We start from the raw sequence: 14,884 nt of genomic DNA on the forward strand, positions 1-14,884 counted from the left end.
AGGCCATGTTGTTTTATCCCCCGTGTCCCCGTGCTCCCCGTGGTGAACCCTCTCTTGCAAAGCCAAGCACCTTGGAAAAGCCCCCGTCCGTATGCATATTGGCGCCGACTGATAGAAGAAGCGACCAACCACAATTGATTGGAGGAAACCGATGAGCCGACACTTCGACGAAGCCGACGGACTGTACGAGGAGCGCGATCCCGCCACCCAGGGGTACGTGTTCAACCAGACGATGATGCGGATCAAGTCGCCCGAGCGTTCGCTCGATTTCTACACGCGGGTGATGGGGATGACGCTGGTCAAGAAGCTCGACTTTCCGGAGATGGAGTTCAGCCTGTTCTTCTTGGCGGTGGTCGAGGAGGACGAGCGTGGTGAGTGGGCCGAGGGGGATGACGAGCGCCTGGTGCAGACGTTCTCGCGCCCGGCTATGCTCGAGTTGACCTACAACTGGGGTGATGAGGACGACGACAGCGTCGAGTATCACAACGGAAACAGCGAGCCGAAGGGCTTCGGGCATATCGGCTTTTCGGTGCCCGACTTGGACGCGGCCTGTGAGCGCTTCGACGAGCTGGGTGTCGACTTCGTCAAGCGTCCGGATGGGGGCAAGATGAAAGACATCGCGTTCATCCAAGATCCGGACGGCTATTGGATCGAGATCTTCGAGCCCAAGCGTCTGCCCGAGGCGCTCGAAGAGCATCTGGGCTAAGAGCTGGTTTCAATACCTTGTTTGGCCCCTGACTTCGTGAAATTGCCGATGCCTGCGTTGAAAATGCTCGACGATAGCCTCCGGCATCGCCTGCGCTTTTCGCCTTGGCCTCGACAATTTCATTTTGTCAGTGCCTCAAAACGGTTTTGAAACCAACTCTAAGCTCCATTTGCACTCGCCTCTTTCGTGGAAAGGTTCGGTCTCGGGTGTGCACGATGGTGCACATCGGGCCGAACCTTTTTTTCGAGGCCGAACCTTTCTTCGGAGGAGGATGCCATGGCCGAGACCATGCGTGCTTTCGTCATGAAGACGATTGGCGAGACGGGATTCGCAGACAAACCTGTACCGACAGATCCGGGGCCCAACGGGGCGATCGTGCGCACGAAGGTCGCGCTGGTGTGCACCTCGGACACCCACACCGTGGGCGGGGCGATCGGGGAGCGCGAGAATCTGACGCTGGGCCACGAGGCGGTGGGCGTGGTCGAGTCGCTCGGCTCGGAGGTCGAGAGTGTGAGCGTGGGCGACCGGGTGGCGGTCAACGCGATCACGCCCTGCTACAAGTGCGACAACTGCGTGCGCGGCTACACCTCGCAGTGCACCGAGATGCTCGGGGGCTGGAAGTTCGCCAACGTGCGTGACGGGGTGTTTGCCGAGTATTTCGTGGTCAATGACGCCGAGGCGAACCTGGCGCGCATCCCCGACGGCGTGCCCGACGAGAAGGCGGTCTACACCTGCGACATGATGTCGACCGGGTTCGCCGGCGCCGAGAACGCCCGTATCCCCATGGGCGGCACCGTGGCGGTCTTCGCCCAGGGCCCGGTCGGGCTGATGGCCACGCTGGGCAGCCGCATGCAGGGCGCAGGGCTGGTCATCGCCGTCGAGAGCATGCCCCAGCGCAAAGAGCTCGCCCGGGAGTTCGGCGCCGACGAGGTGGTCGACTTCACCGAGACCGACGCCGTCGAGGCGATTCGCGAGCTGACCGACGGGGAGGGCGTCGACAGCGCCATCGAGGCGCTCGGGGCGCAGGCGACCTTCGAGGCCTGCGTCGAGGCGACCCGGCCCGGGGGAACCATCTCGAACGTCGGCTACCACGGGGAGGGCGACTACGTGAAGATCCCTCGGCTGGGCTGGGGCGTGGGCATGAGCGACAAGACGATCAATACCGCGTTGTGCCCCGGCGGCAAGGTGCGCATGAAGCGACTGCTGCGCCTGCTCGAGCGCGGCCGGGTCGACCCGACCCCGATGACGACCCACACCTTCGGGTTCGACAAGATCGAGACGGCGTTTCGGATGATGAAGACCAAAGAGGACGGGATCATCAAGCCGCTGATTCGCTTCGATTGAGAACTTGTAAAGTAAGAACTTATGAGGGGGCGATACGTGCTCGAAGTTACGGTGTTCGGTCGTGGACAGGCATCCGGTCGGGGCCGTCGCAACGGCTGATGGTGTGGCGGTCGGCCGGGGGCAGAAGCTTGGTTTGATCGGCGGGGTCTTCGGCCGGCGAGGCGTCGTCGGGCAGGGGGTAGGAGTCGAAGCCCGTGAGTTGGTCGGTCTTTCCCTGCGAGTCGAGCCGGAAGAAGACGGCCACCGTCGCCAGGGGAATCATGAGGATGAAGAAGTAGGCGAAGATGATGAGGGTTTCGTAGAGCATGGGGAGTCCTGGATGGGAGGTGCGTCGCCCATAGTGTACAAAACGTGCGGGGGCAGAGCAAAACGGCAAGGTGAAGTTCGGCGCTTTGAAACTGGGCAGGTTGTGTACGCCGAAGGCGATTGGTGCGTGGGCATCTTGCCCTCGTGAATCGGAGCGGAGGCGAGGGCAAGATGCCCCCGCACCGAAGGGAGGCGAGGGCAAGATGCCCCCGCACGTGCGCTGGAGAGTTTAGACAGCGCGATGGTGAGAGTCCATCCGGGGCAAGTTCCGCCCCGAAGTTGAAGGTAACTGCGTCGCCGCGAGGCGGGGTGGGAAGCAACCGAGGTAACGAAGAACCAGTCCGTAGCGAAAGCGAACTCGATTCAGCCAAAGGCACTCGGCGAGCCTATGTGCGGTCGGCGAAGCCCGGATGCCGACGAGCGGTAAAACAGATACGGGAGAAGGGCAAAACCCGTACCCCAAAGCCCACGGCCCCGAACAGACACGGCTCGGTTCGAGGGAACGAAACAGGAGCGTACGCTCGAAGGAAGCCACGCGCACCAAGGAACACACGGTGACGCGATGGGAGTGCATGGTGGTTGGAGACAGAATGGTTCTTAGTGGCTGTCTAGATGAATCCAGGAGATCTGCCGACGGGTCAAAAGACGCCGGCAGAAGTCAGAGCATTCGTAGTAGCGAGGAAACCTGGGAAAGCAGGTGGAGCGAAGGGATGCAGGAAAGTGGAATCAGGAAGGAAAAGAGCGATGGAAGACCAATCGACGTCAGTGTCCTGCGGGACTAAACAAGTCGAAGACACCCCGACCCAATGGACATGGGTGGAACCAGCGATCTGGACCGACCGGATGCTCGAGGCGCTCGAAAGGGGCGTCAAAGGAGGCAAGTGGTTCAGCCTGATTGACAAAGTCTATCGGGAGGCCACGCTGATCCGCGCATGGGATGCAGTCAAAGCCAACGACGGAGCAGCAGGCGTCGACGAGATGACGATCGCCGACTACGAGCGACACATCGAGTCGAACCTGAAGCGACTGAGCCGCGTGCTCAAAGAGGGGACCTATGTGCCCCGAGCCGTCAGGCGAACCTGGATACCCAAGCCGGGTCGAGCCGAGAAGCGACCGCTGGGGATTCCGACCGTAGAGGATCGGATCGTCCAGACGGCGCTCAAGATGGTACTGGAGCCGATTTACGAGCGAGATTTTGCTCGTCATTCCTACGGCTTTCGACCTCAACGGGGAGCCAAAGATGCGCTGCGACGCGTCGACGGGCTTCTCAAGCAAGGTTATCGGTGGGTGGTGGATGCCGACCTGAAGGGGTACTTCGACACGATCGACCATGATTTGCTCATGGCGCGCGTGGAGGAGAAGGTCTCAGACGGACGCATTCTCGAGCTCATCAATGCCTTTCTTACCTGCGAGGTCGTCGACCAAGGGGAAAGCCAAAAGCCCCACAGAGGCACGCCACAGGGCGGTGTGATTAGCCCGCTCCTGGCAAATATCTTTCTCGATCCGCTCGACCACCTGATGGAAGAGCAAGGGTTTGAGATGGTGCGTTACGCCGACGATTTTGTGATTCTATGCCGGGACAAAGAGCAGGCCGACAAGGCGCTCGACGTGGTCAGAAAGTGGGTGCAAGCCAACGAACTGACGCTACATCCGGAGAAGACCCAACTCGTCGACGAGTCCGAGGGAAGTTTCGACTTTCTGGGCTACGCCTTCAAGCGCGGGAACAAGTACCCGAGCAAGAAGGCCAAACGGAGGTTTCTTTGACCGGATTCGGCAATTGACCCCGCGCACCAGTGGCCACAGCTTGGCTACCATCATCGAGGCGATCAATCGCACCGTCCGCGGATGGTACGAATATTTCAAGCACAGTTATTTCAACGTGTTTGACAGCCTCGACGGCAAGATCCGTAGGCGACTGCGCGCCATTCTGCGCAAGCGCCTCAAGATCTCGGGCCACACCAATCACACCGATAATGTGCGATGGCCCAACGCCTATTTTGCCAACCACGGGCTTTTCTTTATGGCCGAAGCCCGACGGCTGGAACTCGAGTCCTTACGAAAAGGAACCCGCTGACTGGAAAGCCGTATGCGGGAAATCCGCACGTACGGTTTGGAGGGAGGGGCGCCCGGTGAACCGGGGGTCCCTACCCCTATCGAAGGGAGGCGAGGGCAAGATGCCCGCGCACCGAAGGGAGACGAGGGCAAGATGCCCCCGCACCGAAGGGGGGCGAGGGCAAGATGCCCCCGCACCGATTAGGTCGGCCAGGGCACGCCCAGAATCCAACCCTCGAACGCGAGCTGCTCGGTCCACGAGCAGTCGCTTCGGCGGCCGACGGGCGACTCGCGCGGCTCGAAGTAGTCGGCGAGCTCGCCCGACTCCTGTGTCTCGACGAGCCAGCGGGCGCAGGCCATCGCGTCGCGCTCGTGAGCGTTGAGGTCGGGGCGCGTGTCCTCCAACTCCTTCCTCACACCGTCGAAGAGTGACGGGTAGCATTCGGCGAGCAGGTGATGGGCGTCGTCGGCGTCGAACGCCTCGTGCATCCACACCTGGAAGTCGACCTCGTCGCGTTCGCGCCGGTCGATGAGTTCGTCGACGGCGGCCAAGAACGTGATCGTGTGAAACCCCACCGCTGCACCCGAACCCATATAAAACGTGCTGATGACCTGCGGGGCGAGCATCTCGACCTGGCGGAAGTAGCCGACTTGGTGGCCGGTGTAGAACCGGCAGTCGTTGCGGCTGTCGTTGAACCGGAACGGGCCCGGTCCGTCGGCTGCGTCGTTGACCGCTCGTGCGGCGGCGCGCGCCGTACCGTGCTCGGCGTAGGCTCGGGCGAGGTGGCGTACGAGGTCGCGCCAGGGCGTCTCGGTGGGTTCGTCCAGGAGCGCTCGGGCGGTGCCGTACGGGTAGGTGAATCCCGAGTCGACCGCGACGAGCGTGCGGGGCTCGTCGGGGGCGAGCAGCTCGGCGAGGCGCTCGCGCATCTCGCGGCGGCGCCAGCGGGTTCGGCGAGGCTTGCTCGGCTCGAGGAGCTCGAAGTCCCATCCGTCTGGGCCGCGAGTGGCGAGTACGGCGGCGAGGTCGGCGGCGGTGTCTTCGGTGCCGGCGCCCGACCAATCAATCGCTACAAAACGTTCGAAATCTGTCATTCGGGATAGTGGGGGAGCAGCTTGGGAGCCTCATTGTTGGCCGACTCGTCGGGCAACTCGTAGGAGTCGAGTGTCGGCAACAGGTGGCGTGTCTTCGGGTTGGAGTCGATCTTGAAGAACATGACCACCGTCGTCAGGGGGATGAGGTGAGCGACGATGAGGCCGATGATGATGATGTAGTCAGGGAGCATGGCGGGCGCCGTGTCACGAGTCGAGCGAATCGTCTACGGCTTTGGGATGCAGCGCGCCCGGGGCCGGTTTCGCGAAGAAATTGCGCCGGCCCCGGGCTATGCTCATCGAGCTTCGTCCGCGCCTAGGTCGGGCGCCGCGCCCTTGTCGTGCGTCTCGCCGTCGATGTCGATGCCCGACTCCTCGACGGTCACGCCCTTGTCGATGGCCACGGAGGCGTCATCACGCAGGTGGAAGTCGAAGTTCGCCGCGTCGACGAAAAGCCCCGCTGCGATCTCCTCGGAGTTGTTCTCGACCTGGCCCTGCGCGTCGTTTCGCCGCGTGATGCGGTTGACCAGGTTGTTGCGGATGTCGACGTCGGTATTCGAGAACCGGTAGTCGATGGAGCTGTAGAACTTGGTGGCCCCGTCGGTCGCCAGAATCGTGTTGTGGTAGACCTTGGCGCCGCGTGCCTGCGCGAGTTCGATGCCGGTGTCCATCGACGCGTTGTCCGCGTAGATGACGTTGTTGCGGATGATGCCGTCGTAGTGGCCGATATAGCCGGCGTTCGGGTACGGGTTGTCGGCGTACTGGCGGTCCTGGCCGTTTTCGACCAGGCCGAAGCCGATGCCGCGGGCGCAGTTCACGATCAGGTTATTCTCGACGACCGTGTCGCGCGACGCGCTCCAGAAGTGGATGGCGTGCTCGGCCAGGCCCTCGTCGACGCAGTAGATGCCGTGGAACTCGTTGTTGCGCACGACCCAGCCTTGCGAGGAGTGGACGTCGACGCCGCCGGTGTAGCAGCCGCCGGGGTTGCGCTCGACGTTGGGGCGTCCCTGGTCGGTCATCTCGAAGTAGGAGCACTCGATGCGTCCGTCGTCGACGAAGGCCGAGTCGTCGCCGTTGGGGTTGACCTTCACGAACTGCTCGCCGCCGTCGATGATGCGCAGGCCGTAGAGCAGGGTGCCGGTGACGTTCTCGCTGCCGCCGCCGGGCGTGACGTGGACCGGGTGGTCGATGGCGCGCTTGACGGTGATATGCGCGATCGTGACGTCCGAGGCGGTGATGTAGAACGGCTCGGTGACGTTGTACTCGCCGTCGATGATGACCTTGGTTGCGTCGTTCGACACCGAGCGGAAGGTCACGCCGTCGGCCTTGAAGTGCATGTGCGAGCCGGGCTTGTAGGTGCCGTCCTCGAGCAGGAACGTGGTGCCCGGGGCGGCCTCGCGCACGAGCTGCGGCAGCTCGCCTGCGCGGTCGGGGCCGATGCGCACCTCGGTGCCGCCGTCGCTCGCCGGAAGCGCCGGGCAGGCGAGCGGGTCGTCTGTGCCGGCGTCGGTCTGGCCTGTGTCGGAGCCGGTGTCGGCGCCCGAATCCGCGCCGCTGTCGGTCGCCGCGTCGGACGGGTCGGAGGTGTCGGTCGAGGCGTCCGGGGAGTCGGCGTCGTCGCCCGACTGGGCGTCGGCGAGGGTGTCGGTGTTCTTCGGCGCCGGGTCGTCGGAGCAACCGGTCATCGAGGCCAACAGCAATACGAGCAGGATCGTCGTCTTCTTCATGTTTTGGACCGCACAAGCATCAAAGAATCGTAAATGAGGGTCTTTTAGCTTTACGGCGTGAGGTCACGGGAGCGCAAGGGAAAAGCGCGTCGAGGGGGCGACGACTTCGACGTGCGTGGCTCCTTCGGGGGCTTCGGGGACGAGCACCGAGCGCTCGCCGAGGTGCGCGTAGCGCAGCAGGGGGACCTGTCGGCGGTCGACCTCGCCGCCTGCGCGGTTGGTGAAGATGGCCGTCGCCCATTCGCCGGTCGACGGGTCGCGCTCGTGGGTCTGGCGGCCCCATTCGGGAGCGTCATTCTGGCTCCAGTTGATGTAGCGCCAGGTCGTCTTGGGGGCGAGCGACATCGGGTTGACCAGCGCGTTGGCCGCGCGCATGCGGTCGAGGATGCCCAGGTAGGTGTAGTCGGAGACCCACAGGTCGTCGCAGTAGCCCATGAAGTCGGTTACGTCGTCGTGGGCGTAGAGGGTGTCGGTGCGCGCGTCCCAGCCGGGCACGCCCACCGAGTTTTCGGCGTAGGGATACGAGCGGTCTTCGCTCCACCAAGAGACTCCGCAGGGCGCGTGGCCGCGTCCGTGCATGTGGCCGAGCTCGTGGACGAGCGTCCACGCCCAGCGCTCGCCCGAAAAGCCCAGGCCCGAGCCGACGCGGTAGCTCGTCGAGTCGGCGCTAGAGACCGTGAAGCTCTGGCCGGTGGTGCATCGGCCGCCGCAGTAGTTGGAGAAGGTGTCGGCGGGCTTGATGAGCCCGTAGTAGTAGGCGTGCTCGGCGCCGTCGTTTTGCTTGAGGGTGCGAAGCTCGCGGTTGAAGTCGCCCCAGTCGACGTAGCCGTCCCAGTCGATGGCCTGGCGCACCTCGAGGCGGAGCTCGACGGCGGGGTAGAGCGCGCGCAGGGCGTCTTCGAAGAGGGCGAGCTGCTGGGGGCTCGTGTCCGGCAGGCGGCCCGAGCCGTCGCCGTTGTAGCGAAAGGGGACGAGCACCACGTGCAACTCGCCGGTCTCCTCGCTCGCTGCGAGCGGGGCGGTCGAGCCGTCCTGGGGCCAGCGGGCGGGCGAGGCGGTCGTGTCCTCGACGCTCGGCCCGCCGTCGCCGAGCAGGCGGAACGAGGCGGACATCGACGCGGTGAGGGTGCCGGCGGGCACGCGGAACTCGAAGCTCGAGTCGCGCACGTCGGGGCTCGACGCGCCGCTGACGGTCATCGTGTCGGTGATGGTCTCGGTGTGGCCGTCGGCGTCGTCGACGAGCACCAACTCGGCGGTGACCTCACGCGGCGTCCAACTCGCCGCGGGGGTCACGGCCACACGAAAGAGCGTCTCGCGTGCGGCGACGAGCGGCACGTCGGAGACGACCGGCGCGCCGTCTTCGACGAGCTTCGTCTCGATGGTCTGGAACGCCTGGATGCCCGTGATGTCGAGGTCGGCGGCGAGCGTGAGGCTCGTGGAGGTATCGGGCGTGGTGTCAGGGGTCGTATCTTGGCCGACGTCCTGTCCGGTATCCGGGCTGGACGTATCGGGGGCGACATCGGCGCGAGCGGCGTCTTCGCCCGCTGAGGTGTCCTGCGGAGCGCCCGCGTCGGCGTCGGGTTGGCTGCGCTGGCGTTTCGAGTCGCCCGTATCTTCGCTGCAGGCGGTCACGGAGAGCACCAATATGGACGTGAGCAGGGAGACGGCGAGGCGCGACGCGACGGGGGTGTTCATATCTCACACTCGAGAGCGGGCTGTAGACAGGGGACCTGCTTATACCAGCCCTGCGAGGCGGTGTCATTTGGACACAAGTCGATTCGCCAAAAAAGAAGCGGCCCCGGGGCGAAGCTCCGGAGCCGCTCGAAGGTGAAGGAGGGGGCTGACTTACTGGACGGTCAGCGGGGCGACGATGGTCGAGGGAAGACCCAGCGTCGATTTGCTCACCGTGCTCGCCGGCCAACTCCAGATGGTGCTACCGCTATCGGAGCAGGCGCCCGTGCTGATGTCCCAGTAGCTCGCGTAGGCGTTCTGCTGGCTCGAGATCGCCGCCTTGTTCTGCGGGTTGTTGGGGAGCAGATAGGCGTTGCTCTGCACCGACCAGACTGCGGTTTTGGCGTGGATGCTCTGCTCGACGTCGTCGAGGTAGATGTACGGGGTGCCGCTGCAACCGGTGTTCGAGTACAGCGTGTAGGTGATGGTCGGGGTGCCGTCCCACTTGAGCGAGACCAGGTAGCCGTTGCCCGTGCGCACGGCGACCTGCTCGAGGCTGGCGCCGAGGACGGTACCGATCACCGTGCCGTTGCCGTCGACGAGCTGAGAGCCGCCGCTGCTGGCGCCGTCGCAGACGTGGCTGGTGAAGTCGACTTCGCCGGTTTCCAGGTTGCCGTTGCGCGCGGTTCCGCCGCCGTCACCGTTGTCGAGGCCGGAGGTTACCGTGATGCCGCTGTCGGGGCAGGTGTCCCCGCACCCGCATAGAATGCGGCTCGTCGGGGAACCTGGTTCCCTTACGAGGGGCGTGAAGTCGGGGGCGCGCGCCCGCTCTGCGGCGCCGGGGTCCGTTTCGGGTCCCGAACGTGTTTGGGCGGCGCTCGCGCCGCCGGAGACATGCAAGCTGCGGCCAGAGTCCGCAGGGCGGGCCAGAGGCGCCGCGCCCCGACCGAAGCGAGGGCACCGGCGAAGGGGCGAAAGGGCGCGCACCCGCATAGAATGGGCTTCGTCGGGGAACCTGGTTCCCTTACGAGGGGGGCGAGATTGCACCACTAGATGTCAACGGACGGGCAAACTGATCGCGCTCAGTTCGGCCAAAGTGATCGCGATTTTCGGGCGGATGTCATGGGCGATTTCTCGTCGTTCTCCTCAAGGTGCTGGTTCGGCCAAAGTGATCGGGTTTAGGCCGTCTTGGCTCGGGCTTTCGACGGCGGGTTTCGATACGAGTGCCCGTCGAGCGTGACGACGTGGCAGTGGTGTAGCAGTCGGTCCATCGCCGAGCTGGCGAGCAGCGCGTCACCAAACATGGCGTACCACTCGTCGATGGCGCGGTTGGATGTGATCACGAGCGAGCCCTGCTCGTAGCGGCGGCGTATCAGCTCGTACAGGTCGACCGGCTCGTCCTGGGCCAGCGGACGCAGCCCAAGATCGTCGATGATCAGGAGGTCGACCGCGCACAGCTTGTACATCAGCTTGTCCCAGCTGCGGTCGGCGCGGGCTGCTCGAAGCTCGCTCAAAAGCTGATGTGCGGCGACATACCTGGTCTTGTAGCCGGCTCGACAGGCCCGGTGACCCAGCGCCTGGGCGATGTGCGACTTGCCCGTGCCGGCCGGGCCGACCAGGAGCACGTTTTCTTGGCGCTCGACAAAGCTTGTGGTGCCGAGCTCGATGATCCGCTCGCGTGGGATCTTGGGATTGAAGCTGAAATCGAAATCCTGAAGCGTTTTGTGGGCCTCGAAATCAGCCTGGCGAATCAAGCGCGTCAGCTTATTGGCATCGCGGCGCTCCACCTCGTCGTGGAGCAGTCGATAGACAAAGTCGACGTAGCCAAGCTTGTCGTCGACGGCCTGCTCGGCGCGAAGCTCCAGCGTATTGAGAAGCCCCGACAGCCGCAGGCGCTTGAGGATGGGGACCAGATCATCACGAGCGCTCATGGTAGACCTCCTCGGCCAGGGCCAGCTCCTCGAAATTTCGGGCAAAACGCGGGTGGGCGAGCTTGCCGTGCACGTAGACGGCCTGCGGGATGGCAGGCTCTAAGTCGATGCCCTCCACCAGAATCCGCTTGATGCCTTGATAGGTGTAGTTTCCGAAAGCGCGAGCCCTTCGGCAGGCGCCCTCGGCACGCTCGACGGGGAACTGCTCGAGGTACGACACGATCGCCTGGACTGCGCGCAGCTGATTGAAGACATCGTCGGCCCCGAAGACCTCCTCGACATATTCGCCGACGATCGGGCTCATCCGGTCAGCCTTGTCCTGCCACCACTGACGGCTTCGGTGGCGCAGATCGCGCCGCCCCTCAGGAAGGTGTGCCTCATGGGTGCTCTTTCTGGGACCGCTTCGCTTGTGCGAGGTGCACAGCTCGTCGTCATAGAAGATATCGACGCTTGCGCCTCGAGCTCGGATCCAGACGGTCTGGCCGATGAGCCGAAACGGCACCGAGTAGAGCCGGCGCTCGAATTCGACGTGGCTGTCGCGGTGGACCTTGGCCTTCTTCCAGACCACCGGCACAAAGGGCGTCGGCGGCAGTGCTTTAAGTGCTTCTGCCTCCTCAGCGTCGAAGTGCTCGCGGGGCACCCTGTGAGTGGTGCCGTGGACTCGCCGATTGGCAATCTGGTCGAGCCACAGGCTCAATTGCTCCTTGGCCTCGTCGAGCTTCTCGAGGGCGCGCGGCGCAAAGAAGTTTGATTTGACGTACTTGACCGCCGACTCGACTTTGCCCTTCTTTTCAGGGGCATACGGCGGGGTCGGGTCAATCATAAAGCCGTAGTGGCGAGCAAGCTCACGGTAGCTTCGGTTGAGCTCCGGTTTGTCCTTGAGCCCGAAATAGCAGCGCACAACCGCCGCTTTGAGATTGTCCGGCACCACCGTCTCGGGCACGCCGCCGAAGTACTCGAAGGCGTCGACGTGCAGGCGAAGCCAGGTGTCGACCTTTTGGTCGAAAACCAGGTCGACGTACATCAGACGGCTGAAGCCCAGGACCATCACGAAGGCATAAGCCTTTCTGACTTTGCCGCTCATCGGGTCGAAGAGTCGGCCGACATAGCCAAAGTCGACCTGGGCAATCTCTCCTGGCGCGGTCTCGACGCGAATGACCACATCTTGCGGACGTGGGCCTCTGTCGGCTTTGATGCGGGCGCACATGCGCTTGACGGCGGACAGGCTGCCGTCGAAATCGGCGTGCTCGAGCCGAAGCCTGTCCCAGATGGCTCGGGGTGAGCGCGTGCGCTCGTACATCTCTTCAATCTGTGCGCGCCACGGCTCGACCGTGGAGGTCTCCTGGGGCGGCGTGCTCGTCGGAAGGAGCTCTGCGACCGCCTGCTTGAGCTCGTCCAGTGGGATGATCTCGGAAGGCTCGCCTTTGAGCAATCCAGCCTCATCGAGCGCGTGGCGGTATTTGCGCTCGGTATTGGGACTCATCTTTAGAAGGCGGGCAATCTCGCGGCAGCCAACGCCCTCACGGTGCATCCGCACCAGGTCTTGTAATCGATGCATGTCGATCCTCTCATTGCTCATCGGGTCCTCCAGAGCAGGGGCTAAAGCCATCTGCTCTGCATTCTCCCAGTCTGAGCGTTTCAGGTCATCGACATCCGCCCGATTTTGCGATCACTTTGGCCGAACCAGGGCCGATCACTTTGGCCGAACCAGCCGTGGTCACTTTGGGCGAACCAGCTACGATCACTTACCCCGGTCTGTGACACACTAGATGAGTAGAGCGAGGGCGAGGAGGCCGCGGGTGGTCCAGGCGGTGGTGCGCAGCCAGTTGGTGCGTACGAGGCGGTCGATGATGGGGGCGTCGTGGGCTTCGTTGAGCCGGGAGTGGGCGGGGACTTGGAGGAGGGCGGTGGAGGCCCAGATGAGCGCGAGGAGGCCCAGGCCCGTCCATGCGAGAGGGGAGGTCGGGAGCAGGACGACGAGGAGGACGGCGGTGGCGGCCTCCAGCAGCATCGGTGGGCCGACGACCCAGCCGGTGCGGCGCACGTGCTCGCGGGTGTAGGGGACGAAGGCGTCGCCGCCCACCAGGGCGAAGCCCGGGTAGTGCACGATTTGGACGAACCAGATGAGCCCGACCATGTAGAGGGTCGCGGCGACGTGGGCCAGCTGTGTCAGCTCGAGCAGGGTCATCGCGACAAGATCCATTGGGCTGCTTGGAGGCCACTTTCGAAGGCGCCCTCGACGCGGGAGCCGTTGAGCCAGTCACCTGCAAAGATGAGCCCGCGGTTGGCGTCGACCAGACACCCCAGGTCGAGGGCGGGCGTGGCGCGGGCGTAGCGCCAGCGGTGGGCGCGGGCGTAGCTCGCTGGTGGCAGCAGATCCGCGTGCACGCCGACCTTGCGCTCGAGGGTGCGTTCGAATTCGCCCAAGAGTTTCTCCTGGGCCAGTTCGGCGGGGAGCTCGAGGAACTCGCGCGACCAGTCGGCGCCGGCGTGCACCACCCAGGCGTTGCTGCGCGGGCGGCCGGGCTTCGAGCCCTCTCGGGCGATCCAGCTCAACGGGCCGTCGTTGACGAACGCGGCGTCGAAGTCGACCGGCAGGGGGGCTTCGAAGTCGACCATCAGCGCCCAGGTCGGCGCGAAGTCGACCCGCGCGGCGCGGGCGGCCATCGACGAGGCGACGTCGGCGAAGAGTTCGGCGGCCTGGGGGGCGGGCAGAGTCGACACGACGATGTCGTACAGGGTGTCGTTCGAGGTCTCCTCGAACTCCAACGTCCAACCCTCCTCGTGGCGCTGCAGGGCGCAGGCGCGGGCGTTGTAGTGGACGTCGAGCCCGCGCGCCAGGTGGCGGGTGAGCGCGCTCATCGACGGCCGGCCGACATAGCGCTTTTCGGTCGACCGCTTGCTGCGCACGCCCTTGGCGTCGATGACGGCGAGCTTTGGGGTCCACTCGTCGGCGACGCGGTCTTGGACCCAGAAGTCGACGTGGCGGCGCAGTGCGCGGCCTTTGACGGTGAAGTACTGCGCGCCGTGGTCGAATTGCAGGTTCGTATCGGTGCGCCGAGTCGACACGCGCCCGCCGGTGCCCCGGCTCTTGTCGAAGACGTCGACGCGCAGGCCCGCCTCGTGGAGCTCACGCGCGCAGGTCAACCCGGCGATGCCGGCGCCGAGGATGGCGACCGTCGGTCGGGGTTTGTCTGAATCTGTCGGGTGGGTCGGTTCGCTCAAGGGGCTCTCTCCTGTCTGTCGTCGCGTCAACGTGGACAGGAGTGAGATGCAAACGACGATGATGGCGTTACATCATCTTTGGCAGGCTGAGGCAGGCTGACTTCAGGCGGCTTCGGCCAGGTCGCGGTACTGCTCGACCACCCAGCGAAAACACTCGTGGGCCAGCTTGTCGACGGCCTCGTCGACGCTCACCCAGCGAAGCTCGCAGTGGCCGTGCTGGGGGCGCTCGGCGAGCAGGGCGGTGAAGATGTGGCAGTGCTTGTCGTAGGCGGTTCCGTCAGACCGGCTGATGGTGAGTTGGCGGACCAACGTCAGCTTCGAGGGCGCGTCGATGCGGTAGCCCGTCTCCTCGAGCATCTCGCGGTGCAGGGCGTCGACGGGCGACTCTCCGTCCTCGAGGCCGCCGCCGGGCAGGAACCAGCCGCTGTTCTCCTCGACGATGAGCACCTTGGCCTCGTGGATGATGAGGGCGTAGGCGCCGGGGCGTACCGTGTAGTCGCGGTCGTCGCGTTTGCGACCGAATGTGGGTGTGTTGTCAGTCATAGTGGTGGGGTCGTACCGCATTGACGGCGCTCGTGTCCATCTCATCGAGCCACAAACGCCGCATCCATTCGAACATGGTCCAAACAGCAGGAGGCGGTGTTTTATTCAATCGACAACCCGCGTCACAACACGGAGGAGCAGGTCGCGCACTTTTTGCCGGAATTGCCCTCTGTGGGTGCATGATTTGCGCTGAGCTGGCCTCGTCAGAAGCAGTTGAACCTCTTGCGGCGCGCAGTGGGGCGAGTCTGCGCAGGTGGCACGGGCCTTGCTGTTACACGTAGGCGTCA

General features: G+C 64.4%; 15 protein-coding genes. 4 read left to right on the forward strand and 11 right to left on the reverse strand.

Going from position 1 to position 14,884, the window contains the following annotated elements; all coding sequences use genetic code 11:
• Positions 1–151 precede the first annotated feature (151 nt).
• Complete coding sequence (gloA, locus tag FIV42_RS25040; protein ID WP_141200342.1) at positions 152–706, forward strand: lactoylglutathione lyase; 555 nt, start codon at positions 152–154, stop codon at positions 704–706.
• Between the two features lie 288 nt (positions 707–994).
• Complete coding sequence (locus tag FIV42_RS25045; RefSeq protein ID WP_141201403.1) at positions 995–2,050, forward strand: NAD(P)-dependent alcohol dehydrogenase; 1,056 nt, start codon at positions 995–997, stop codon at positions 2,048–2,050.
• 46 nt (positions 2,051–2,096) lie between these two features.
• On the opposite strand, the gene FIV42_RS25050 is transcribed toward FIV42_RS25045, so the two are convergent.
• Complete coding sequence (locus FIV42_RS25050) at positions 2,097–2,357, reverse strand: hypothetical protein (RefSeq protein ID WP_141200343.1); 261 nt, start codon at positions 2,355–2,357, stop codon at positions 2,097–2,099.
• 815 nt (positions 2,358–3,172) lie between these two features.
• Here FIV42_RS25050 and ltrA point away from each other — a divergent pair.
• Together ltrA and FIV42_RS30800 are read left to right on the forward strand one after the other, a co-directional pair.
• On the forward strand, positions 3,173–4,120 hold the full coding sequence (ltrA, locus tag FIV42_RS25055) for a group II intron reverse transcriptase/maturase (protein ID WP_222615315.1): 948 nt from the start codon (positions 3,173–3,175) through the stop codon (positions 4,118–4,120).
• A 13-nt stretch (positions 4,121–4,133) separates the two neighbouring features.
• A complete protein-coding gene (locus FIV42_RS30800; protein WP_222615316.1) occupies positions 4,134–4,430 on the forward strand; it encodes a group II intron maturase-specific domain-containing protein in 297 nt (98 codons plus the stop codon).
• A 179-nt stretch (positions 4,431–4,609) separates the two neighbouring features.
• Here the strand turns inward: FIV42_RS30800 and FIV42_RS25060 are convergent, their stop codons facing one another.
• From FIV42_RS25060 to FIV42_RS25105, 10 genes are all read right to left on the reverse strand, one after another.
• A complete protein-coding gene (locus FIV42_RS25060; RefSeq protein ID WP_141200344.1) occupies positions 4,610–5,503 on the reverse strand; it encodes a hypothetical protein in 894 nt (297 codons plus the stop codon).
• The gene (locus FIV42_RS25065) at positions 5,500–5,694 is read right to left on the reverse strand and encodes a hypothetical protein (protein ID WP_141200345.1); all 195 of its coding nucleotides are present in this window, start codon (positions 5,692–5,694) and stop codon (positions 5,500–5,502) included. Before FIV42_RS25065 ends, FIV42_RS25060 begins: the two co-directional genes overlap by 4 nt.
• A gap of 102 nt (positions 5,695–5,796) precedes the next feature.
• Entirely contained in the window at positions 5,797–7,227 is a 1,431-nt protein-coding gene (locus FIV42_RS25070; protein ID WP_141200346.1) for a right-handed parallel beta-helix repeat-containing protein, read from the reverse strand.
• Between the two features lie 63 nt (positions 7,228–7,290).
• Positions 7,291–8,922, reverse strand: a complete 1,632-nt coding sequence (locus FIV42_RS25075; RefSeq protein WP_141200347.1) for a hypothetical protein — start codon at positions 8,920–8,922, stop codon at positions 7,291–7,293.
• Positions 8,923–9,072: 150 nt separating this feature from the next.
• On the reverse strand, positions 9,073–9,798 hold the full coding sequence (locus FIV42_RS25080) for a hypothetical protein (protein ID WP_141200348.1): 726 nt from the start codon (positions 9,796–9,798) through the stop codon (positions 9,073–9,075).
• Between the two features lie 278 nt (positions 9,799–10,076).
• Positions 10,077–10,829: an IS21-like element helper ATPase IstB gene (istB, locus tag FIV42_RS25085; protein WP_141195814.1), complete on the reverse strand. Its 753-nt coding sequence runs from the start codon at positions 10,827–10,829 to the stop codon at positions 10,077–10,079.
• On the reverse strand, positions 10,816–12,387 hold the full coding sequence (istA, locus tag FIV42_RS25090) for an IS21 family transposase (protein ID WP_168210300.1): 1,572 nt from the start codon (positions 12,385–12,387) through the stop codon (positions 10,816–10,818). The genes istB and istA overlap by 14 nt, the downstream gene beginning before the upstream one ends.
• 207 nt (positions 12,388–12,594) lie before the next feature.
• Positions 12,595–13,032: a hypothetical protein gene (locus FIV42_RS25095; protein WP_222615317.1), complete on the reverse strand. Its 438-nt coding sequence runs from the start codon at positions 13,030–13,032 to the stop codon at positions 12,595–12,597.
• Positions 13,014–14,054: an NAD(P)/FAD-dependent oxidoreductase gene (locus FIV42_RS25100; protein WP_168210930.1), complete on the reverse strand. Its 1,041-nt coding sequence runs from the start codon at positions 14,052–14,054 to the stop codon at positions 13,014–13,016. Before FIV42_RS25100 ends, FIV42_RS25095 begins: the two co-directional genes overlap by 19 nt.
• Before the next feature lie 102 nt (positions 14,055–14,156).
• The gene (locus tag FIV42_RS25105; protein ID WP_168210931.1) at positions 14,157–14,597 is read right to left on the reverse strand and encodes an NUDIX domain-containing protein; all 441 of its coding nucleotides are present in this window, start codon (positions 14,595–14,597) and stop codon (positions 14,157–14,159) included.
• Positions 14,598–14,884 lie beyond the last annotated feature (287 nt).

The organism is Persicimonas caeni, assembly GCF_006517175.1.
Lineage (GTDB): Bacteria > Myxococcota_A > Bradymonadia > Bradymonadales > Bradymonadaceae > Persicimonas > Persicimonas caeni.

Bases quoted from the DNA above. Each gene is read 5' to 3' on its own strand.
- gloA (WP_141200342.1), top strand. From the start codon at position 152: ATGAGCCGACACTTCGACGAAGCCGACGGACTGTACGAGGAGCGCGAT.
- FIV42_RS25045 (WP_141201403.1), top strand. From the start codon at position 995: ATGCGTGCTTTCGTCATGAAGACGATTGGCGAGACGGGATTCGCAGAC.
- FIV42_RS25050 (WP_141200343.1), bottom strand. From the start codon at position 2,357: ATGCTCTACGAAACCCTCATCATCTTCGCCTACTTCTTCATCCTCATG.
- FIV42_RS25060 (WP_141200344.1), bottom strand. From the start codon at position 5,503: ATGACAGATTTCGAACGTTTTGTAGCGATTGATTGGTCGGGCGCCGGC.
- FIV42_RS25065 (WP_141200345.1), bottom strand. From the start codon at position 5,694: ATGCTCCCTGACTACATCATCATCATCGGCCTCATCGTCGCTCACCTC.
- FIV42_RS25070 (WP_141200346.1), bottom strand. From the start codon at position 7,227: ATGAAGAAGACGACGATCCTGCTCGTATTGCTGTTGGCCTCGATGACC.
- FIV42_RS25075 (WP_141200347.1), bottom strand. From the start codon at position 8,922: ATGAACACCCCCGTCGCGTCGCGCCTCGCCGTCTCCCTGCTCACGTCC.
- istB (WP_141195814.1), bottom strand. From the start codon at position 10,829: ATGAGCGCTCGTGATGATCTGGTCCCCATCCTCAAGCGCCTGCGGCTG.
- istA (WP_168210300.1), bottom strand. From the start codon at position 12,387: ATGCATCGATTACAAGACCTGGTGCGGATGCACCGTGAGGGCGTTGGC.
- FIV42_RS25095 (WP_222615317.1), bottom strand. From the start codon at position 13,032: ATGGATCTTGTCGCGATGACCCTGCTCGAGCTGACACAGCTGGCCCAC.
- FIV42_RS25105 (WP_168210931.1), bottom strand. From the start codon at position 14,597: ATGACTGACAACACACCCACATTCGGTCGCAAACGCGACGACCGCGAC.